The sequence below is a fragment of the Enterovirga aerilata genome (assembly GCF_013044135.1).
In the GTDB taxonomy this organism is placed as follows: Bacteria; Pseudomonadota; Alphaproteobacteria; order Rhizobiales; family Beijerinckiaceae; genus Enterovirga; species Enterovirga aerilata.
In genome coordinates this window covers 351,269-371,386 of the sequence record NZ_JABEPP010000003.1, presented here as the reverse complement: position 1 = coordinate 371,386, position 20,118 = coordinate 351,269, and the positions used below count along the sequence as shown (strand labels likewise).

Genomic DNA, 20,118 nt, shown 5'->3' with positions numbered 1-20,118 from the left:
GACGTCTGCGCAAACTAGTGAGAATGAACGTTCATTCTCATCGATACCGGCATGCTCCAGACCAATCAGAACGGGGTCGACCGCCGCACGCGCATCCTGGACGCGGCGGAGACCTGCTTCGTGCGCTCGGGCTTCCACCGGACGACCATGCAGGACGTCGCGGCCGAGGCCGGGATGAGCGCGGGCAACCTCTACCGCTATTTTCCGTCCAAGGACGCGATCGTGGCCGGCCTGTCCGAGCGCGACCGGCGCGAGGTGGCCGAGAGCTTCGCGGTCATGGACGAGGCGGGGCGCGACTTCATGGCGGGCTTCGCCGAGCTCGGGCGCCGGCATTTCGAGGACGAGCCGCGCGAGAAGGCGGTGCTCTGCCTGGAGATCTGGTGCGAGGCGACGCGCAACCCGACCTGCGCGAAGCTGACCGCCGATTTCGCCAACGACATCGTCGAGCGGCTCACCACTCTGCTCGATCAGGCCGCGGCGGCAGGGAACATCAGCCCGGCCATGGAGACGCGCACGATCGCGACGCTGATCTGCACCCTCGCGGACGGCGTGATGGTTCGCCGGGCGACCCTGCCCGACTACGACCCGGCGCGCGAGCTGCCGGCCGTGATGCACCTGATCTGCTCCCTGGTCTCGGGGCACGTTCCGGCCCTCTGCCCCGCGAAGCCCACCGAGGTCACGCCATGAAACCGTCCCGCATCGCGGCCGCAGCCCTCGTGATCGGCGGAGGGATCTGGATCGGCTCGGGCGTGCTCGGGCGCGACGCCGCCAAGGAAGCGGCCCTCCAGACCAAGGAGCCGGCGGCCACGCCGCTCTTCAAGGTCGCCGTCCTGCCCACGCAGCAGCAGCTGCACCAGCGCCGCATCACGCTCTCCGGCCGCACGGAGGCGGACCGCAAGGTCTGGGCGGTGGCCCGCGTCTCCGGCGAGATCGTCGACCTGCGCGTCCGGCGCGGCTCGGTCGTCAAGGCCGGCGAGGTGATCGCCACCCTGTCGGACGAGGCCCGTACCGCGCAGGTGCTGCAGGCGAAGGCCCGGCTCGAGCAGCGCAAGTCCGAGGCTCAGGCGCGCCTGCGGCTGATCGAGCTCGGCTCCTATCCGTCCATCAACAAGCCGCTGATCGAGGCCGAGCTGCGCGCCGCCGAAGCGGGCCTGGCCCAGGCGGAGCTGGAGCAGAAGAAGGGCGAGGTCGTGGCCCCGATCTCCGGCGTGGTAGTCGATGTGCCGGTCGAGGTGGGCCAGGCCGTCCAGGTGATGATGTCCGGCGTGAACGTGGCCGAGATCATCGCGCTCGACCCGATGCTCGCCGTCGTCGAGGTGGCCGAGCGGCAGCTCCCGGGGGTCCAGCCCGGCGGCAAGGCCGAGGTCCGCACCGTCACCGGCCAGACCACCGAAGGCACGGTCCGCTTCGTGTCGAAGAAGGCGAGCCCCGGCACGCGCACCTACAGGGTGGATATCGAGCTCAGGAATCCGGAGGGCGTCATCCCGGACGGCGTGACCTCGGAGGTGGACCTTCTGCTCGCGCCGGTCCGGGCGGCGCGCGTGCCCCGCTCCGCCCTCACCTTCTCGTCGGAGGGCAAGCTCGGCGTGCGCCATGTCGGGCCCGACGGCAGGGTCGCGTTCGCGCCGGTCTCGATCGTCGAGGACGGCCAGCACAGCCTGTGGCTCGGCGGGCTGCCGGACGGCGCGCGTGTGATCGTCGAAGGCCAGGACTTCGTGAAGGAAGGCGAGACGGTCGAGGCCGTGCCGGCGAAGGCGCTGGGGTGACCTGATGGCGGCCGGGACCCTGATCCCTCCCCTCCAGGGGAGGGCGAGTCGCGCGAAGCGCGAACCGGGGTGGGGCTATCCTGCAATCCCCCTCCGTCAGGCGCTGCGCGCCTGCCACCTCCCCTTCCAGGGGAGGATCCCGGCGCTCCCGCGCCGTCCGGAATGACAGGCGTCGCGCCATGAGAAACCCCGTCGACTACGCCATCAGCCATGCCCGGCTGACGATCTCGGTCCTGCTCTTCCTCCTGGTCGCGGGACTCTCGGCCTACCTCTCCATCCCGAAGGAGGCCGAGCCGGACATCAAGGTCCCGATCGTCTACGTGATGGTGACGCAGCGCGGCATCTCGCCGGAGGATTCCGAGCGCCTGATCCTGCGCCCGCTCGAGACGCAGCTGAAATCGGTCTCCAGCATCAAGGAGATGCGCAGCCAGGCCTTCGAGGGCGGCGGCTACGTGCTGGTCGAGTTCGAGGCCGGGTTCGACGCCAACCGCGCGCTCGCCGATGTCCGCGCGAAGACGGACATGGCCAAGAAGGACCTGCCGCGCGACGCCGACGAGCCGATCGTGCAGGAGGTCAACCTCTCGCTCTTCCCGGTCATCGTCGTGGCGCTCGGCGGCGACGTGCCGGAGCGCACGCTGCTCCGCTTCGCACGCCAGGCGAAGACGGTGCTGGAAGGGCTTCCGGGCGTGCTGTCCGCAGAATTGCGCGGCGCGCGCGACGAGGCGGTCGAGATCATCGCCGAGCCGATGCTCATGAAGAGCTACGGCATCAACCTCACGGACCTGATCAACTCCTTCGCGGCGGGCAACTCGCTCATCGCCGCCGGCGCGATCGAGAGCCAATCGGGCCGCTTCGCCGTCAAGGTCCCGTCGCTGATCGAGACGCCGACCGACATCCTCAAGTACCCGATCGCGGCCTCCGGCGCTGCCGCGGTGACGCTCGGCGACGTGGCCGAGGTGCGTCCGACCTTCAAGGACGCGACCTCCGTCACGCGCATCAACGGCAAGAGCGCGATCACCATCGAGGTCGTGAAGCGCACGGGCGCGAACCTGATCAACACCGTCGACGGCGTGAAGGCCGCCATGGCCCGCATCAAGGAGACCTGGCCCGGCACCGTCGAGGTCTCCTTCACGCAAGACAAGTCGAAGACGATCCGCGACATGCTGCACGAGCTGCAGAACAGCGTGATCACAGCCGTGCTGCTCGTCTTCGTGATCATGCTGGTCGTGCTGGGCGGACGCGCCTCGCTCTTCATCGGCATCGCGATCCCGGCCTCGTTCCTCACCGGCATCCTCGGCCTACAGATGGCGGGCCTGACGGTGAACATCGTCGTGCTCTTCGCCCTGATCCTGGCGGTCGGCATGCTGGTCGACGACGCGATCATCGTGTCCGAATTCGCCGAGCGGCGGATGGCCGAGGGCATGGAGCCGAAGGCCGCCTATTCGCTGGCCGCCAAGCGCATGGCCGGCCCGGTCATCTCGGCGACGCTGACGCGCGTCGCCGCCTTCTCGCCCCTCATGTTCTGGCCGGGCATCGTCGGCGAGTTCATGAAGTACCTGCCGCTGACCTTGATCGCGACGCTCTCGGCCTCGCTCGTCGTCGCGCTCTTCTTCACGCCGACGCTCGGCGCCCTCCTCGGCCGCGCGCCGACCCACCTTCATGACGAGCGCATGGCCGAGCGCGGCCTCTATATGCGGGTGGTCCGGGCCGCCATCGCACGGCCCGGCGCGACGCTCGCGCTCGCCGCCGTGATGCTGGTCGGCGTGATCTTCGCCTATGGCAGGTTCGGCAACGGGGTGGAGTTCTTCCCGGATGTCGAGCCGGATTACGGCCTCGTGCAGGTCCGCGCCCGGGGCAACATCGCCATCACCGAGAAGGACCGCCTCGTCCGCACCGTCGAGGAACGGCTCCTCCCGATGAAGGAGCTCTCGACCGTCTATGCCCGCGCCGGCGAGGGCCAGCGCGGCTCCGACGAGGTCACCGAGGACACGATCGGCACGATCCAGTTCGAGTTCGTCGACTGGCGCCAGCGCCGTCCGGCGTCGCTCATCATGGACGAGATCCGCGAGCGCACGCGCGACATCCCGGGCGTGATGATCGAGGTGACCAAGCCCCGCGCGGGCCCGGCCACCGGCAAGCCGATCACCGTCCAGCTCGGCTCCTACGACCCGACCCATCTGGCGGATGCCGCGCGGAAGACCGCCGAGATCCTGCGCGCGCGCTCCGACACGCGGGACGTGGATGACGGGCTGCCGCTGCCGGGTATCGACTGGCGGCTCGAGGTCGACAAGGCCGAGGCCGCGAAATACGGCGCGACCCCCGCTTCCGTCGGCGCGGCCGTGCAGCTCGTCACCAACGGCCTGAAGGTGACCGAGTACCGTCCGATCGAGACGGACAAGTCCGTGGACGTGCTCGTGCGCTTCCCGGAAAATCGCCGCTCGCTCGATCAGCTCGACGAGCTGCGCGTCAACACGCCGGCGGGCTCGGTCCCGATCGGGAACTTCGTGTCGCGCAAGCCCGCCCCCAAGGTCGGCCAGATCAACCGCGTGAACTCGATCCGGGTCGTCACCGTCACGTCGAACGTGGCCGAGGGCGTGCAGAGCGCGGCGGTGCAGAAGGAGGTCGCCGAGGCGCTCCGTCAGGCAGATCTCGGACCGGGCGTCACCTTCAAGATGAAGGGCGAGGACGAGGAGCGCGAGAAAGCGGGCGCCTTCCTGATGAAGGCCTTCAGCGCCGCCCTGTTCCTGATCTTCGCGATCCTGCTGGCGCAGTTCAACAGGTTCTCGTCGGTCGCGATCACGCTCTCGGCCGTGGTGCTCTCCACCATCGGCGTGCTGATCGGCTTCATGGTGATGGGCCAGGCCTTCGGCGTGGTGATGGGCGGGATCGGCGTCATCGCCAATGCCGGGGTCATCGTGAACAACAACATCGTGCTCATCGACACCTATGACCGCCTGCGCGAGGAGGGCTGGACGGCGCGCGACGCGATCCTCGAGACCTGCCGCGAGCGCGCCCGACCTGTGGTGCTGACCGCGGTCACGGCCGTGCTCGGCGTGCTGGCGGTCGCCTTCGGCATCAACATCGACTTCGTCCACCGCGACATCGCGATGGGCGCGCCCTCGACGCAATGGTGGATCAACCTCTCGACCGCCATCGTCTTCGGGCTCGGCTTCGCGACGATCCTGACCCTCGTCGTGACGCCCGCGATGCTGATGGGGCTCGCCAACATCTCCGAATGGCGCGCCGCACGGCGCGCCCGGCGGGCCGAGCGCAGGGCGTTGCGGCAGGCCCGCAGGACGGCTCGCGGCGGCGGAGCCGAGCCCCTGCCCCAGCCGGCTGAGTAAGGAGAACGGCGTTGCCGCGCTGCGTCGCGCCGCTTATCTTGGCCATGGAGATGAAGCCATGGGTAAGATCGCGAGACGGGCACCGCAGCCCTTCTGCTCCCCGGAGGAAGCGGAGCGGCTTCGCATCAGACCAGAGCTTCTCGCGATGCTGTCCGATACGAGCACGCCTGAATTCGCCGCCGAGGCCGAACGCCAGGCGAGGCTGGTGGCGGCGAGCCCGCAGGATGCCGATGATCAGGCGTTCCTCGATTCCGTGTCCGTCTTCTTCGATGATGACGCCCATTGAGGCGAGGCGAGATCTGGACCGCGGCCGGCGGGAAAGACTATGCCGGCAAGCAACGCCCCGTTGTGATCCTCCAGGATGACCGGTTTGCGGCCACGGCCTCCGTCACGATCTGCATGTTCACGACCAATCGGACCGAAGCCGAGTTCTTCCGTGTGACGATCGATCCGACACCGGACAACGGCCTGCGAGAGGTTTCGAGAGCTATGGCGGACAAGGTGTCGACGCTCCCGCGGAGCAAGATCGGCTACAGGATCGGGCGACTTAGTGATCACGACATGCACCGGCTGGACGTCGCGTTGATGACGTTCCTGGGTCTGCAGCGGCGAGAATCTAGGCAGTAGCCGGCGCAAAGGGACTTGAATGCCCCGCTTCCAGCTCAAGCGCGAGACGATCGCCGGCTACGCCGCGCTCGCCCCGGTGATCCCGGTCGTGACCGTGGACGATCCGGACCGGGCCGTCGCGCTGGCGAGGACGCTCGTCGAGGCCGGCCTGCCGGTCGTCGAGATCACGCTGCGTACGAGCTCGGCCCTGCGCTGCATCGAGGCCGTCGCGCGCGAGGTGCCGGAGGCGGTGCTGGCCGCCGGCACCGTCATCCGGCCGAAGCAGATCGAAGAGGCGGCGGATGCGGGTGCGAGGTTTCTCGTCAGCCCCGGCACCTCGCCCAGGATGGCCGAGGCGCTGGCGGAAGCGGCGCTTCCGGCCATGCCGGCCTGCGCCACCGTCTCGGAGGCGCTGCACCTGTTCGAGCTCGGCTTCGACCTCCTGAAGTTCTTCCCCGCGGGTTCCTCGGGCGGCGCGGCCTGGCTCAGGGCCGTCGCAGCGCCGGTTCCGGAGGTGCGGTTCTGCCCGACCGGCGGGCTCGACGGCACGAGCGCGCCCGACTATCTCGCCTGCCCGAACGTCGCCTGCGTGGGCGGCTCCTGGATGATCCCGAAGGATGCGCTCGCCTCCGGCGACTGGGCGCGGATCGGGACGCTGGCGCGCGAAGCGGCCGCGCTCCGGCGTTGAGATCGGGACAATCCGAGCGATCGGCCTGACGGCCTCTTCAGGTCTCGACCGCTACCCTCCTCGGGAAGGAGCGGAGCGGCGCACATGAACGTCATCGGAACGGCGAGCGCCGGCATGGCCGCGGCGATCCGGCGACTCGAGGCCGACGCGACCGACACGGCCCGGGAGGATGCGACCGAGGCCCGCAAGGAGGACCTGGCCGGGAAAGCGGTGGCGGCCGTTGCGGCGAAAGCCGAGTTCCAGGCCAACGCCGCCGTCGCCCGCACGGGATCGCGCACAGTCGGTGCGCTCGTCGACATCCTGGTCTGATGTCGAGGCCGGGCCGCGGAACAATCCCGGAGCTTGGCCGTTAGAGCCGCAACCGGCCGAAGCTTGGCCGGGACGCCTCTTCGATTCCGACGCTGCGGACGCGCTGCCCGGATCGCGGCGGCGCCGATCGCGGCGGGGTTGCGCTTTGGGCCGACAAGGCTCATCTAGAACAGGCGACCTCGATTCGATGCGGCGCTGAACGCCGGTCTCGTGGCGCATCCCAGCTCCGATCATTCGAGAGTTCGTGTCATCCGCCCGACATGGTGTCGGGCCAATAACTACGCTTGGCCGCGAGAGCCGGCGCAAGGGACCAGATGCAGATTTCGTTCACCAAGACCAACGCACATCATACCAGCACGTCAGACAGGCCCCGTCAGGGCACCTCATTTCACGTTCGGAACACCAAGCGCCCCCTCGGCTGGAGGCCGCAGCCTTCAGGGCTGACGCGCGACGAGACGCGAGAGCTCGTCCTCGAGATGATCGGCTGACGCCGGGCGCGATCCGGCGCGAGCTGCATTGCCGGAATTGGAGGCTGTCCTATCCTGGCGAGGCCTCCTGGATCCGCAGAGATGCGCTCGGCTTCCCTGAACAGCTCGCCCGCGCTCAAGGCGCGCCGTCGCAACGTTACGCGAGCGCGGCAGCAACGCGAGCACCTGAAGGCCATCCGCACGCACGGATTGCGGCGCGTGACGGTCTGGATACCGGACCCTAACTCCACCGCCTTCGCCATGGAGGCGCACCGTCAATCGGAGCTGGCCGCCGCGAGCCCACAAGCCGCGGCGGACCAGGCCTTCGTGGATGCGATCTCAATCGGATTCGACGATCTAGAGTGAGACGGGGCGCAATCTGGACCGTCTCGGCCGCGGGCAGCTACGCGGCGAAGCCGCGCCCCGCATTGATCTTGCAGGACGAGCGTTTCTCGGAACGCCCCCTCGCCGACAAACGGGCTTCGGCAGCTCTCTCATGTGATGGCGGACAAAGTTGCCACCGTTCCGCGAACGAAGCTCGGCCGAAAACTCGGCACGCTTTCGGCGACTGAGCTGTTAGCGGTCGACCAAGCCGTCGTGACATTTCTGGGCCTCTTACGCTGATCGGCGGCTACCGCCGCATCTTCAGCCCGGCTCCGAGCTCCGGCTCGCCCGGCCGCGTCTCGGCCCCGAGCGCCGGGATCGCGATGATCGGCGCGCCGCGCAGATCGCGGCGAAGCACGATCGCTCCCCTTTCCTCCAGATAGCTCAGCATGCGCCGGGCCCGCCCGGCCGAGCTCGTCCCGTAGGCTGCGGCGAGCTCGCGGTCGGTCGGGCATGGCGCCCCTTCGAGCGCCGCGCGCGCAACGAGCAGGAACAGGCCCGCCAGGTCCTCCGGCAGGCCCGCGGCAAGCGCCTCGGCCTCCTCCCAGCCCGGCATGGATGAGACGTCGGGCCCGACCCCAGCCCGCGCCACCGCGAGCCGGCGCTTGAACTCGGGCAGGCTCGGCAGCGCGCCCCCGACCCGGCGGATGCGGCAGCGGACCGTGAAGTCCTGGTACAGGGTCGCGGTTGTGCAGGACGCGGCGTCGGAATCGGCCAGGATCTCCGCCAGGATCGCGGCCATCGCGGCCTCGCGCTCTTCCGGCGGCATGGCCGGCTCCTCCGGGATCTCGGGCCGCGCCGCCGGGCGGTAATTCGCGAGCTGGACGAGAACGTCGGTCGGCGCCGACGCGCGCGGTCGCGGTGACGGACGCGGCACGAAATCCACGGGCTCGTTCTCGCCCCGCGTGAAGATGAGCTCGCGCGCGTCCGGCACGGGCTCCGGCAGCGGCACGAGCTTCGGCGAGCCCGACCGGCTCGACGTCTGGACCGGTCCGATGCGGATCGGCAGCGGCCGCTTCGACACCGCCGGGCCGAGCGCCACGAAATGCCCGCGCTCGAGATCGCGGAAGGTCTCGGCCTGGCGCCGGTCCATGCCGAGGAGGTCGGCCGCACGCGCCATGTCGATATCCAGGAAGGTGCGGCCCATGAGGAAGTTCGACGCCTCGGCCGCCACGTTCTTGGCGAGCTTGGCGAGGCGCTGGGTCGCGATGATGCCGGCGAGGCCGCGCTTGCGGCCGCGGCACATCAGGTTCGTCATGGCGCCGAGCGACAGGCGGCGCGCCTCGTCCGAGACCTCGCCCGCCGCGGCCGGCGCGAAGAGCTGCGCCTCGTCCACCACGACGAGGGCCGGGTACCAGAACTCGCGGTCGGCATCGAAGAGCCCGCCGAGGAAGGAGGCGGCGGCCCGCATCTGGTCCTCGGCGTCGAGGCTCTCCAGCGAGAGCACGACCGAGACCCGGTGCTGCCGCACCCGGGCCGCGATGCGCTGCAGCTCGGCCTCGCTCGCCTCGGCATCCACCACGACGTGGCCATAGGCGTCGCCCAGCGTGACGAAATCGCCTTCGGGATCGATCACGACCTGCTGCACGAGCCCGGCGCTCTGCTCCAGCAGCCGGCGCAGGAGATGCGACTTCCCCGATCCCGAATTGCCCTGGACGAGGAGCCGCGTCGCCAGAAGCTCCGTCAGGTCCATGAGGGCGGGCACACCGCCCGCCGCGCTCCCAAGCTCGATACCGGCACTCATACGCCCGGACCTAGCATCCCGGGCGGCCCGGCCGGAGCGGCGCCCGCCGCCCTTCCACAGCCCGTTGGTCGCGGCGGATCAGTTCTGCGGCCGGCCTTCCAGCTCCTTCGCCCGCGCCAGGGTCTTCTCCTTGAGGCAGGTCTCGACCGCATAGCCGGTCCCCGTCCCGCCGTTCCAGGAGGTCCCGACCGCCTGGATGCAATCGGCGTCCCGGAAAGCGATCCACTTGCGCTGCGCGTCCTGGATGGCGGCCTTCAGCGCCGCCTTGGTCTTGTCGTCGTAATCGTCGCTGGCGTCGATCCGGCCGATCATCGCCCTGTAGGCGGCGTTCAGCCGCGCATCCGCGCGCCTGTATTCCTGCTCGGCGCAATAGTTGATCTCGGGCGTTCCCTGCGGATCCTTGCAGTTCACCTCGGGGGCGCCGCTTCCCTGGGCCGCCGCCTGCCCGGCTGCGAGCAGCCCCGCCACGCTCATCACGACGCCGAAACGCAAGCCACCCTCCCCGTCCGAGGCCCGGACCCTAGCGGGCTCCGCTTGCGGCCCCGTGAACGCGGGCGCTCGAAAGCGCTACGAATCCCAGGCCGCCGGCTCGAGCCGGATCGGCACCGGCTCCGGCAGGTCCGTCCAGCCGCGCTCACGGAGCACGTCGTTGCTTTCCTTGGCGGTCCGGCCCTTCGCCCGGTCGAGCGACCAGGTGACGTGGTAGGTGCCGCCGCCCGGCCGGTCCGTCGTGCCGTCGAGGCGCACCACGAGGCATTCCACGCCCGCGCCATCGTCGGCGCGGCCGATCAGCTCCGCGCCGCGGGGCCGGGCCGGCAGCGCCGCCTCCGCCGAGCGTGCGAGGGTGACGTGGTCGGCGACCGGGTCCGGATAGGCCGGCGGGAAGCGGGCGAGCAGCGCGGCCCTCTCGGCCCGGTCGAGCTTCCATCCGACGATGCGCTTGGTCATGAGCGTCCTCCGGGAGGGAGACGCGAGGAGCCGGACGGGCGTTCCGGAGCGGCCCTCACGCAGCGATCGGCGCGGTGAGCACAGCCCGGAGGCCCGGCCCGTTGTCCCGGTATTCGAGCGCCCCGGAGAGCTGGGCCACGAGGGCGCGCATCATGCGCGTGCCGAAGCCCTGGCGGTCGCCGCTCCTGCCCCGCCCGCGATCGGCGACGACGAGCCGGATCTGCGCACGGTCCTGCTCCAGGGCGATGTCGATCGGGCCCGGCTCGCCGCCATAGGCGTATTTGTTCGCGTTGATGACGAGCTCGGTGAGGACGAGGCCGAGCGGCACGGCGCGGTCCGTGGGCACGGAGACCGGCGCGAGGTCGAGCGAGACGTGCCCGGACCACTCGCCGCCCATGGAATCGAGCATCTCGGTGCAGAGCTCCTCCAGGTAGCGCGAGAGATCCACCGTCTCCACCTGGTCGGACCGGTACAGGCGGCGATGCACGAGCGCGACGGCGGAGAGCCGCCGCTGCGCCTCGTCGAGATGGCCGCGGAGGCCCGGGTCATCCGACGCCCTCGCCTGCAGGGCCAGGAAGCTCGACACGAGCGCGAGGCTGTTCTGGACGCGGTGGTTGACCTCCTTCAGCAGGACCTCCGTCCGCTCCAGGAGGAGATCCTTGTCGGCCAGCATCTGCGCGAGCTGCTGGTTGAGCTCCCTCAGCCGGCGGCCCTGGCGGGCCTCCAGCAGGGCGTGCCGGATGCGGACCGCGCCTTCGAGCTCGGCGGCGCTCCACGGCCGCGAGCGGCCGCGCACGGACTCGCTCCAGGCCGCGAACGAGGCGCGCGGGCTGAGCGTCTCCCCGGGCCGAAGCCGCACCGCCTTGTGCGGGTTCCCGGCCCAGTTGATCGTCTCGACCTGCTCCGCCCGGAACCAGAGGAGGCCGAGATTCTCCTCGGCCGAGACGGCGGTCGCGAGGAGCCCGCTGGCGAGGGAGAAGTCCGCCAGGCCCGGCGGATGGAGCGCTCCCAGCTCCGCGGTCGCGAAGGGCTCCGCGAGAGCCTGCGGGAGAGCCCAGCGGCCCAGCGCCCGGATCGCGGTCTCGTCCGGGCAGGTCCCGGCCCGGACGACCTTGCCGCCGCTCAGGATCGCGAGCCCGTCGGCGCGCATCATGTCGCGCAGCTCGCCTCTGCTGTCCACGAGCGCCTCCTCGACGCTCGGTGCCCGGCCGAGCCGCGCCACGAGCTCGTCCTCGTAGCCGCGGGCGCGGATGCGCTCGCGGTAGAGCCCCGCCTCCTCCCGCACCTTGATCTGCCGCGCGAACGCGCCGGCAAGGGCCCGGCACGCCGCCCGGCTGTGGTAGGGCAGGAGCTTCGGGATCGCGTTGTGGCACGCCACCAGGCCCCAGAGCGCGCCGTCCTTGACGATCGACACCGAGGCCGAGGCGCCGACCCGCATGTTGCGCATGTATTGCAGATGGACGGGCGACACGCTGCGGAGCGCGCAGTCGCTCATGTCGAGCGGCTCCGCTCCCGGCCGCGCGGGACGGAGCGGAGCGGGCGTGTAGCCGATATCCGGGATGACCCTCACGAGGTTCCGGACGTAGAGCGCGCGCGCCTGAAGCGGCACGTCCGCACTCGGGAAGTGGTGGTTGAGGAAGCTGCCGAGCGCGCCGTCGCGGTCCTCGCCCAGCACCTCGCCGGACCCGTCCTCGCTGAAGCGGTAGACCAGCACGCGGTCGTAGCCGGTGAGCCGGCGGAACTCGACGGCGGCCCGGTCGCAGAGCGGCTTCAGGCCCGATGCCCGCTCGAAGGAGCCGGCCGCGGCTTCGATGCCGCCGAGCAGCACGGCGGACGGGATCTCGGCGGCGGGCGCGGGCTCCAGCTCGACGCAGACGAACTCGCCCGACTGGTGCGCGCTGACGTCGAGCCGCTCGCCCGAGGGCCCCCGGAGCTGCCCGACGAAGCCGCCCGCTCCCATCGAATCCGCCGTGCGGGCGATCCTCGCCGCGAGCGCGTCTCCCAGGATCAGGCCGGCCGAGCGCCCCACCCACTCCTCGATGCCGAGGCGGCCCTCGATGTCGCCCGCGCCCTGGACGGCCGAAAGGGTCCCGCGCTCCAGGACGATCAGCATCCCGTGCGGCTGGATCGCATCCGGGATGTGGATCGGCTCGCGGTCGCATTCGGCGAAATCCATGCCGGGCTCGGTCACGCGGCTTCGGTCGGACATAGCCAGCTCTCCGCCTGCCTGAAGGCCCGCACGGAGCCGGCCACCATCTCGTTTCCGGCCTGCCCATGACCGTCCGGGCATTCGCGCCTGAGCACGGCCAGGAAGGCGCGCCAGCGCTCGCCGGTCTCCGCCCCATAGGGGTCGAGGAAGGCCAGTCCCGTTCCGGGCAGGCCGCGCGCCTCGAGTTCGCGCCGGATCATCTTGCCGCCGAGCGTCGAGCCTTCCAGAACGTAGAAGAAGCCCATCGCCTCCGCGCTCGATCCCGGAGGCTCGACGCTGCAGACGGGAAGCGGCTTGAAGTCGTCCCGGCCGAGCGCCGCGAGATCATCCAGGATGGTCGGCGCGCGGCGTCGCTTCGGGAAGGCGAGATCCGCCACCGGATCGAGCAGCGGCGCGAGACTCCGTTCCGCTCCCTCGTGAAGGCCGTAGAACCGCTCGACGAGCGCGCGACGCCCGCCCGGCGACGACACGCGTCGGATGATGTCGAGCCGGGTTTCGAGGCGCTGGTGAGCCTCCCCGGTCGCATCGCGCAGCCGCGCGACGATGTCGTCTCTCATCTCCCCGTAGTCTCACGGCGGCTGGGCGGCCACAAGGCGCCTGGACCCGCGGGCGCAAGGTGCCGCAGCAGCGTCTTGCGGAGGTTCGGGGCAGCCGCGGCTGATATTCAGCCAATCGGTTGACAATCTCGCGACCCGGGATATATTCAACCATATGGTTGAGCTATTGACGGCCCGATTGGACACGGTCTTCCACGCCCTGGGCGATCCGACGCGCCGGCGGATGCTGCGCGATCTGGCCGAAGGCGAACGCACGGTGATGCAGCTCGCCCGTCCCTTCGACATGTCGCTGGCGGCGGCCTCCAAGCACATCAAGACGCTGGAGAATGCAGGCCTCATCCGGCGCGAGATCCGCGGCCGGACCCATCTCTGCTCGCTCGAGCCGGCGCCGCTCGCGAGCGCCCATGCCTGGCTCGGCTTCTACGAGCGCTTCTGGACCGGCCGCCTCGACGCTCTCGAACGGCTCCTCCGCGAGGAGGACGCCAAGAAGGCGGCAGCGCCCACGGAAGGAGAGGACACATGACCGACGGTACGATCCCGAACGCCTATGCCGTGCATCCGGAGCCCGCCGCATTGAAGCTCCAGCGACTTCTGCCCGGGCCGATCGAGCGGGTCTGGGCCTATCTGACGGAGAGCGACCTGCGCCGCCGCTGGCTCGCGGCAGGAGATATGGCGCCGGAGCCGGGCGCGGCCTTCGAGTTCGTCTGGCGCAACGACGAGCTCACGAACCCGCCCGGAGAGCGGCCGCCCGGATCCTCCGCCGAGCACCGGCTGGCGTGCCGCATCATCGAGTTCCGCCCGCCGACCAGGCTCGTCATCGGCTGGGGCGAGAACGGCGAGGTCACGTTCTCCCTGGAGCCCAGAGGCGGGGAAGTGCTGCTGACGCTGCTGCATCGCCGTGCCCGCGACCGCGACATGCTGCTCAAGGTCACGGCGGGGTGGCACGCGCATCTCGACGTCCTGGCCGCCCGGCTCCGCGGCGAGGAGCCGGCGCCCTTCTGGGACGGCTGGAACCGCCTGAAGGCGGAATACGAAACCCGGCTGCCGGCGTGAGGGCCGGGGTCTCCCACAAGCCGAAGGAGCAAGCGATGACGACACATGCGACCGGCACCAGGCAGGAATGGCTCGCGGCCCGGCTCGAGCTGCTGCAGGCCGAGAAGGAGCTGACGCGCCGCGCGGACGAGCTCGCGCGACGGCGCCGGGAACTGCCCTGGCTTCGCGTCGGCAAGGCGTACCGGTTCGACACGGACGAGGGCGAAGCCTCGCTGGAGGACCTCTTCCGGGGCCGCTCGCAGCTCCTCGTGTACCACTTCATGTTCGGGCCCGAATGGGCGGCCGGCTGCCCGTCCTGCTCCATGCTCGCGGACGGCTTCAACGGCTTCCATGTCCACCTCGCGAACCACGACGTGATGCTCTGGGCGGTCTCGCGCGCGCCGCTGCCGAAGCTGCGGGACTACAAGCGGCGGATGGGCTGGAGCTTCCCCTGGGCTTCCTCCGGCGACGATTTCGGCTCCGACTTCAACGTCGTCTTCACGGAAGAGCAGCAGCGCGGCGGCGGGGTCGAGTACAATTACCGGCGCGAGCCGGTCTTCGAATGGCGGCCCGGCCGGGAAGGCGGCGGTGCCGATGCCGAGGATCGGTTCGCGGCGATGTGCGGAACCGACCGGGCCTCGTTCCACCGCGACAGGCCGGGACTCAGCGCCTTCGCGCTCGAGGACGGCGTCGTCTACCACACCTATTCCGCCTATTCGCGCGGGCTGGACGGCCTGTGGGGTGCCTATCAGTGGCTGGACCGCGCCCCGAAGGGCCGCAACGAGACGGGCGGCGTCTGGTGGCGCCGCCGCGACGAGTACGCGGCGGCGTGACGGCCCGGCCTCGCCGAGGCTATTGCAGCGCCCGCCGCACCTCGGCGAGCGCCGCCTCGCAGCCGCTCGCATCGTTGGCGCGGTCCGCCTCCCGCGCCCGCCCGAGCGCCGCGAGCGCCCTCTCGGCCTGCGCACCTTCGCCGAGCTTCCCCTCCGCCTGCGCCACCGAGCCCGGCGTCGGCTGGCGGTGAAGGCGCGCCTCCCGGCTCTCGGTGCCGGCTCGCCCGGCGCCCGCGACGGCATCGATCCGGGCATCGACCGCGGCCTGCGCGGCATCGATCTGAGCCGTGCAGGGGCCCGCCTGTGCGGACGCGCCCGGGATGACGAGCGCCGCGACCCCGAGGACCGGCAGGAGGCGAAGGATCATGGCGCGTGTTCCTTTCCACGACGAGACCTAGGCCCGCACCAGCCGCGGGATCTCAAGTCCCGCCTCGGCCGCCGGGATGATCAGAGGCTCTTCCCCGTGATTCCGATCTTCGCATAGATCGCGTTGATGTGGTCCTTCACGTCCTGCGAAGTCGTGTCATTAGCGGCTGTCTTGGACCACCCGACCTTGAGGCGAGCGTATTCCGACATGACCTCGTCCTGGTCGGATGTCGCGCCGCTCACGCCGTAGGCTCCCACCATCTCGTCACCGATGAAGATCGGCGCGCAGCCGCCGGAGGCCTGGATGCGGCCGCCGGAGAAGATCGCCGCGTTCACCATGAGCTGGGGATTGCGCTCCTTGAACCAGTGCTGGATCACGAGCCCGTCCGGGAAGCGCGGGCTCATGGAGCGGAAGGCAGCCGCCGTATAGGCCTTGCTCCAGGCCGTCTCCGGCGTGATGAAACCCGCATCGTCCATGCGCTCGAGCGCGATCAGGTTGCCCTCCGGACCGACCACAGCGATGGAGACGGGCGCTCCCATCTCGGTCGCCTTCTCGACGACGGCGTCGAAGAACGGACGGCAGTCGCGCGCGCGAATTTTGCTCAAGTCTGTCTCCCGGATATCCAGCGCCTACTTCTTGACGAGACCCGCGCGGGCGATGACGCCCTCCCACTTCCGAGTCTCGGCGGCAACCCACTCGCGAAACTCCTTCGGACCGCCACTCAGCGCGTCCACCATCTGCGCCGCGAACGCGGTCTTGACCGGTTCGGAGGCGACGGCGCTCTGCGTCGCGGCCGCGAGCTTCTCGACAACGTCCTCCGGCGTACCGGCCGGAGCCATGATGCCGAACCAGATGTTGGTGTCGAAACCAGGCAAGCCCGCCTCGGCCACCGTAGGAAGATCGGGCGCGACGGCGGTGCGCTCACGTCCGGTCGACGCGAGCGCCCGCAGCGCGCCGGACTGAACCTGCGCCAGCGCCGAGGACGCCGGGACGAACATCATGTCGAGCCGGGCGGCGAGCAGGTCAGTGACGGCTTGGGCGCTGCCGCTGTAGGGGACATGGGTCAGCTTCACGCCCGCAAGCTGCGCGAACATCTCGCCTGCCAGATGCGGCGCAGTGCCGTTCCCGGGCGAGCCGTAGGTGATCCCCTCCGGCTTGGACCGTGCGTAGGCGATCAGCTCAGGGACGGATTTCACCGGTAGGGAGGCAGGGACCGCCAGGATGGTGGGCGTCGAGCCGAAGAGCGCAACTGGCGTGAGGTCGCGTGAGAAGGTCGCGGAGCCCGGATTGAGACTGTCGTTGATGACATTGGCCACCGTACCGACGAAGAGTGTGTAGCCGTCCTTGGGCGCGCGGGCGACCGCCTCGGCCGCAATGCGGCTCGCCGCCCCCGGCTTCGTCTCGACTACGACCCGCTGGCCGAGGATGTTGCCAACCTGCTCTGCGATAATGCGAGAGGCGACGTCCGTCGACGAACCGGCCGCAAAGCCGATGACGAGCGAAATCGGCCGAGTCGGCCAAGTCTGGGCGAAGGCTCCGCCTGTCCCGAGGGCAGGCATGGCGACAGCGGCCGAACCGACCGCTAATAAGTGGCGCCGCGTCGTTCTCACCTCATTTCCTCCATCCGGGCCGGTTCTGCCCTCCTCACGCCACCTTGCGCTCGGCGAGGAACGCGCCCATCCGCTCCAGCGCGCGCGAGATGTTGTCCGCCGAGTTGGCGTAGGAGACGCGGATATAGCCCTCGCCGTGGATGCCGAAATCCGGCCCGCCGATGGTGGCGACGCCCGCCTGCTCCAGCAGCGCCGAGGCGAGGGGCTTCGCCTTCCAGCCGGTCCCGGCGATGTTCGGGAAGGCGTAGAAGGCGCCCTTCGGCGTGATGCAGGAGACGCCGGGGAGCCGGTTCAGCCCCTCGACCACCAGCGCGCGGCGCCGGTCGAACTCGGCGACCATCCGCGCCACGTCGTCCTGCGGCCCGGTGAGCGCGGCGACGCCCGCCCATTGCGTCGGCGCGTTGACGCAGGAGAACGAGTTCACGGCGAGCTTGCGGGCCATGTCGTAGAGCTTCTTCGGCCACACGGACCAGCCGAGGCGCCAGCCGGTCATGGCGTAGGTCTTGGAGGCGCCGTCGAGATGGATCAGCCGGTCGCGCAGCTCCGGATAGGCGAGGAGCGAGACATGCTCCTCGCCGTCATAGGTCATGGCGCCGTAGATCTCGTCGGACAGGATCGCGACGTCCGGATGGTCCGCAAGGCCGGCGACGAGCGTCTCGATCTCGGCCTTCGGCGTCACCCCGCCGGTCGGGTTGGCGGGCGAGTTGAGGATGAGGAGCCGCGTCCTCGGCGTGATGAGGGACAGGGTCTCCTCCGCCGAGAAGGCGAAGCCGTTCTCCTCGCGGATCGGCACCGGCACGGGCGTCGCGCCCGTATACTCGATCATCGAGCGGTAGATCGGGAAGCCCGGATCCGGATAGAGGATCTCGGCGCCGGGCTCGCCGAACATCAGGATGGCGGCGAACATCGTGACCTTGCCGCCCGGCACGATCATCACGCCGTCCGGCGAGACCTCGACGCCGTAGCGGCGGCGGAGGTCGGCCGCGACCGCCTCGCGCAAGGGCAGGATGCCGGTCGCCGGCGTGTAGCCGTGCTGGCCGTCGCGCAAGGCCTTGACCGCGGCCTCGACGATATGCGGCGGGGTCGGGAAATCCGGCTGGCCGATGCCGAGATTGACGATGTCGCGCCCCTGCCCCGCGAGCTCGGTCGCGCGCGCCAGCACGGCGAAGGCGTTCTCCTCGCCGATGCGGTCGAAGTTCCGGACCGTCTGCAGCATGGTTCCTCCCCCGGCGGCCTGGCCGCGCCCTGGCGAGCGCTGTCGCGCGTCCGGCCGCCCCGCGCAAGCCCCGGCTCTCCCCTGCTTGCGGCGCATTGATCTCCCCGGCGCGAGCGTTCACAACTCGCCCGTTTGGAGCGCTTCCGAAGAAGGCGCCCCGCATGGGAGCTGCGAGTGGGAATGGCCGAGACGCCGCGCAAGATCACGCCCGAGAAGCTGCGCTCCAGGCAGTGGTTCGACAATCCCGACAACCCGGGCATGACCGCGCTCTACCTGGAGCGCTACCTCAATTACGGCCTGACCCCGGGCGAGCTGCGCTCCGGCAAGCCGCTGATCGGCATCGCCCAGACGGGCTCGGACCTCTCGCCCTGCAACCGCCACCATCTCGAGCTGGCCAAGCGCGTGCGCGACGGCATCACGGCCGCGGGCGGCGTCGCCTTCGAGTTCCCCTGCCACCCGATCCAGGAGACGGGCAAGCGCCCGACCGCCTGCCTCGACCGCAACCTCTCCTACCTGTCCCTCGTCGAGGTCCTGTACGGCTACCCGCTCGACGGCGTCGTCCTCCTCACCGGCTGCGACAAGACCATGCCGGCCTGCCTGATGGCGGCCGCGACCGTGAACATCCCGGCGATCTCGCTGAATGTCGGGCCGATGCTGAACGGCTATTTCCAGAAGGAGTTGAGCGGCTCCGGCACCGTCGTCTGGAAGGCGCGCGAGCGCCACGCCAAGGGCGACATCGACTACCAGCAGTTCATGGACATCGTCGGCAGCTCGGCGCCCTCGACCGGCCATTGCAACACGATGGGCACGGCCTCCACCATGAACGCGCTCGCCGAGGCGCTCGGCATGAGCCTGCCCGACTCGGCCGCGATCCCCGCGCCCTATCGCGAGCGCGGCCAGGCCGCCTACGAGACCGGCCGGCGCATCGTCGAGATGGTGTGGGAGGACCTGAAGCCCTCCGACATCATGACCCGCGAGGCCTTCGAGAACGTGATCGTCGCCAACGCCGCGATCGGCGGCTCCACCAACGCGCCGATCCACATCAACGCCATCGCCAAGCATATCGGGGTGCCGCTCGACAACGACGACTGGGAGCGGATCGGCTTCGAGATCCCGCTCCTCGTCAACATGCAGCCGGCCGGCCAGTGGCTCGGCGAGGATTACCACCGCGCCGGCGGGCTGCCGGCGGTGATCGCCGAGCTGATCGAGGCCGGCAGGATCCACGAGCATTGCATCACGGCGAACGGCCGCACGATCGGCGAGAACTGCCGCGGCAAGTTCTCGTGGAACCGCGAGGTGATCAGGCCCTATGCCGAGCCCCTGAAGGAGAAGGCGGGCTTCCTCAACCTCAAGGGCACGATGTTCGACAGCGCCATCATGAAGACGGCCGTCATCTCGGAGGAGTTCCAGCAGCGCTACCTGAACAACCCGGACGATCCGAACGCCTTCGAGGGCCGCGTCGTCGTCTTCGACGGGCCGGAGGACTACCACCACCGCATCGACGATCCCGCCCTGAACATCGACGAGCACACGATTTTGATCATGCGCGGCGCGGGGCCGATCGGCTATCCGGGCGCGGCCGAGGTGGTGAACATGCAGCCGCCGGGCGAACTCCTGAAGCGCGGCGTCTCCTCCCTCCCCTGCATCGGCGACGGGCGCCAGTCCGGCACCTCGGGCACGCCCTCGATCCTGAACGCCTCGCCGGAGGCGGCGGCCGGCGGCGGGCTCGCGCTCCTGCAGACGGGCGACCGCATCCGCATCGACCTCAACAAGCGAAGCGCCGACATCCTGCTCCCGGCCGAGGAGCTGGAGCGGCGGAGGAAGGACCTCGAGTCACGCGGCGGCTACGCCTACCCGGCCTCGCAGACGCCCTGGCAGGAGATCCAGCGGAGCATGGTCGACCAGCTCTCCGAGGGCATGGTGCTGAAGCCGGCGGTGAAGTTCCAGAAGGTCGCGCAGACGTTCGGGGTGCCGCGGGATAATCATTGAGGGCCGGAGCTACGGAAGTCCCGGAGGGAGTCTCGCCCCGGCCCTCCGT

General features: G+C 70.1%; 21 protein-coding genes and 1 pseudogene. 13 read left to right on the top strand and 9 right to left on the bottom strand.

The genetic code is table 11. The annotated features are described in order from the left end of the window. Positions 1-51: 51 nt before the first annotated feature. The 9 genes and pseudogenes from HJG44_RS11870 to HJG44_RS23700 all read left to right on the top strand — a co-directional run. The gene (locus HJG44_RS11870; protein WP_171218574.1) at positions 52-687 is read left to right on the top strand and encodes a TetR/AcrR family transcriptional regulator; all 636 of its coding nucleotides are present in this window, start codon (positions 52-54) and stop codon (positions 685-687) included. Further along, a complete protein-coding gene (locus HJG44_RS11865; protein WP_171218573.1) occupies positions 684-1,766 on the top strand; it encodes an efflux RND transporter periplasmic adaptor subunit in 1,083 nt (360 codons plus the stop codon). Before HJG44_RS11870 ends, HJG44_RS11865 begins: the two co-directional genes overlap by 4 nt. Positions 1,767-1,945: 179 nt before the next feature. After that, positions 1,946-5,110 carry an efflux RND transporter permease subunit gene (locus HJG44_RS11860; protein ID WP_171218572.1) on the top strand — a complete coding sequence of 1,055 codons (3,165 nt, stop codon included), beginning with the start codon at positions 1,946-1,948 and terminating at the stop codon, positions 5,108-5,110. 145 nt (positions 5,111-5,255) lie between these two features. Beyond that, on the top strand, positions 5,256-5,396 hold the full coding sequence (locus tag HJG44_RS23705; protein ID WP_246736191.1) for an antitoxin MazE-like protein: 141 nt from the start codon (positions 5,256-5,258) through the stop codon (positions 5,394-5,396). Next, positions 5,393-5,737, top strand: a complete 345-nt coding sequence (locus HJG44_RS11850) for a type II toxin-antitoxin system PemK/MazF family toxin (RefSeq protein ID WP_171218570.1) — start codon at positions 5,393-5,395, stop codon at positions 5,735-5,737. Before HJG44_RS23705 ends, HJG44_RS11850 begins: the two co-directional genes overlap by 4 nt. 19 nt (positions 5,738-5,756) lie before the next feature. Next, positions 5,757-6,404 carry a bifunctional 4-hydroxy-2-oxoglutarate aldolase/2-dehydro-3-deoxy-phosphogluconate aldolase gene (gene eda, locus HJG44_RS11845; RefSeq protein WP_171218569.1) on the top strand — a complete coding sequence of 216 codons (648 nt, stop codon included), beginning with the start codon at positions 5,757-5,759 and terminating at the stop codon, positions 6,402-6,404. A gap of 84 nt (positions 6,405-6,488) precedes the next feature. Continuing rightward, the gene (locus HJG44_RS11840) at positions 6,489-6,713 is read left to right on the top strand and encodes a flagellar hook protein FlgE (RefSeq protein ID WP_171218568.1); all 225 of its coding nucleotides are present in this window, start codon (positions 6,489-6,491) and stop codon (positions 6,711-6,713) included. A gap of 569 nt (positions 6,714-7,282) precedes the next feature. Further along, positions 7,283-7,546, top strand: coding sequence for an antitoxin MazE-like protein (locus tag HJG44_RS11835; protein ID WP_171218567.1), 264 nt, complete (start codon positions 7,283-7,285; stop codon positions 7,544-7,546). Between the two features lie 111 nt (positions 7,547-7,657). Continuing rightward, positions 7,658-7,804: pseudogene (locus tag HJG44_RS23700) on the top strand (type II toxin-antitoxin system PemK/MazF family toxin); the annotation flags it as partial. A 7-nt stretch (positions 7,805-7,811) separates the two neighbouring features. Here HJG44_RS23700 and HJG44_RS11825 read toward each other — a convergent pair. The 5 genes from HJG44_RS11825 to HJG44_RS11805 all read right to left on the bottom strand — a co-directional run bounded on the left by HJG44_RS11825 (position 7,812) and on the right by HJG44_RS11805 (position 13,022). Beyond that, the gene (locus HJG44_RS11825) at positions 7,812-9,308 is read right to left on the bottom strand and encodes a helicase HerA domain-containing protein (RefSeq protein WP_171218566.1); all 1,497 of its coding nucleotides are present in this window, start codon (positions 9,306-9,308) and stop codon (positions 7,812-7,814) included. 78 nt (positions 9,309-9,386) lie between these two features. After that, complete coding sequence (locus HJG44_RS11820; RefSeq protein ID WP_171218565.1) at positions 9,387-9,800, bottom strand: lysozyme inhibitor LprI family protein; 414 nt, start codon at positions 9,798-9,800, stop codon at positions 9,387-9,389. A 75-nt stretch (positions 9,801-9,875) separates the two neighbouring features. Next, a complete protein-coding gene (locus HJG44_RS11815; protein ID WP_171218564.1) occupies positions 9,876-10,256 on the bottom strand; it encodes a hypothetical protein in 381 nt (126 codons plus the stop codon). Positions 10,257-10,311: 55 nt separating this feature from the next. Further along, positions 10,312-12,465, bottom strand: coding sequence for a histidine kinase dimerization/phosphoacceptor domain -containing protein (locus HJG44_RS11810; RefSeq protein ID WP_171218563.1), 2,154 nt, complete (start codon positions 12,463-12,465; stop codon positions 10,312-10,314). Continuing rightward, on the bottom strand, positions 12,444-13,022 hold the full coding sequence (locus HJG44_RS11805; protein WP_171218562.1) for a biliverdin-producing heme oxygenase: 579 nt from the start codon (positions 13,020-13,022) through the stop codon (positions 12,444-12,446). Before HJG44_RS11805 ends, HJG44_RS11810 begins: the two co-directional genes overlap by 22 nt. 154 nt (positions 13,023-13,176) lie before the next feature. Here HJG44_RS11805 and HJG44_RS11800 point away from each other — a divergent pair, with 154 nt between their 5' ends. The 3 genes from HJG44_RS11800 to HJG44_RS11790 are packed head-to-tail and all read left to right on the top strand — an operon-like array spanning position 13,177 to position 14,887. Further along, positions 13,177-13,545, top strand: coding sequence for an ArsR/SmtB family transcription factor (locus tag HJG44_RS11800; protein ID WP_171218561.1), 369 nt, complete (start codon positions 13,177-13,179; stop codon positions 13,543-13,545). Continuing rightward, positions 13,542-14,075, top strand: a complete 534-nt coding sequence (locus HJG44_RS11795; RefSeq protein WP_171218560.1) for an SRPBCC family protein — start codon at positions 13,542-13,544, stop codon at positions 14,073-14,075. Before HJG44_RS11800 ends, HJG44_RS11795 begins: the two co-directional genes overlap by 4 nt. Positions 14,076-14,110: 35 nt before the next feature. Beyond that, entirely contained in the window at positions 14,111-14,887 is a 777-nt protein-coding gene (locus HJG44_RS11790) for a DUF899 domain-containing protein (protein ID WP_171218559.1), read from the top strand. 19 nt (positions 14,888-14,906) lie between these two features. Here the strand turns inward: HJG44_RS11790 and HJG44_RS11785 are convergent, their stop codons facing one another. The 4 genes from HJG44_RS11785 to HJG44_RS11770 form a co-directional block, all read right to left on the bottom strand. Continuing rightward, positions 14,907-15,254, bottom strand: coding sequence for a hypothetical protein (locus tag HJG44_RS11785; RefSeq protein WP_171218558.1), 348 nt, complete (start codon positions 15,252-15,254; stop codon positions 14,907-14,909). 80 nt (positions 15,255-15,334) lie between these two features. Further along, positions 15,335-15,859, bottom strand: coding sequence for a GlcG/HbpS family heme-binding protein (locus tag HJG44_RS11780; RefSeq protein ID WP_171218557.1), 525 nt, complete (start codon positions 15,857-15,859; stop codon positions 15,335-15,337). Between the two features lie 24 nt (positions 15,860-15,883). After that, a complete protein-coding gene (locus HJG44_RS11775; RefSeq protein WP_171218556.1) occupies positions 15,884-16,813 on the bottom strand; it encodes a Bug family tripartite tricarboxylate transporter substrate binding protein in 930 nt (309 codons plus the stop codon). A gap of 85 nt (positions 16,814-16,898) precedes the next feature. Then, positions 16,899-18,080 (bottom strand): pyridoxal phosphate-dependent aminotransferase, encoded by a 1,182-nt coding sequence (locus tag HJG44_RS11770; RefSeq protein WP_171218555.1) that lies wholly within the window; start codon positions 18,078-18,080, stop codon positions 16,899-16,901. A gap of 180 nt (positions 18,081-18,260) precedes the next feature. On the opposite strand from HJG44_RS11770, the gene HJG44_RS11765 reads away from it, so the two are divergent. Continuing rightward, positions 18,261-20,069: an IlvD/Edd family dehydratase gene (locus HJG44_RS11765; protein ID WP_171218554.1), complete on the top strand. Its 1,809-nt coding sequence runs from the start codon at positions 18,261-18,263 to the stop codon at positions 20,067-20,069. The last annotated feature ends 49 nt before the right edge of the window (positions 20,070-20,118 follow it).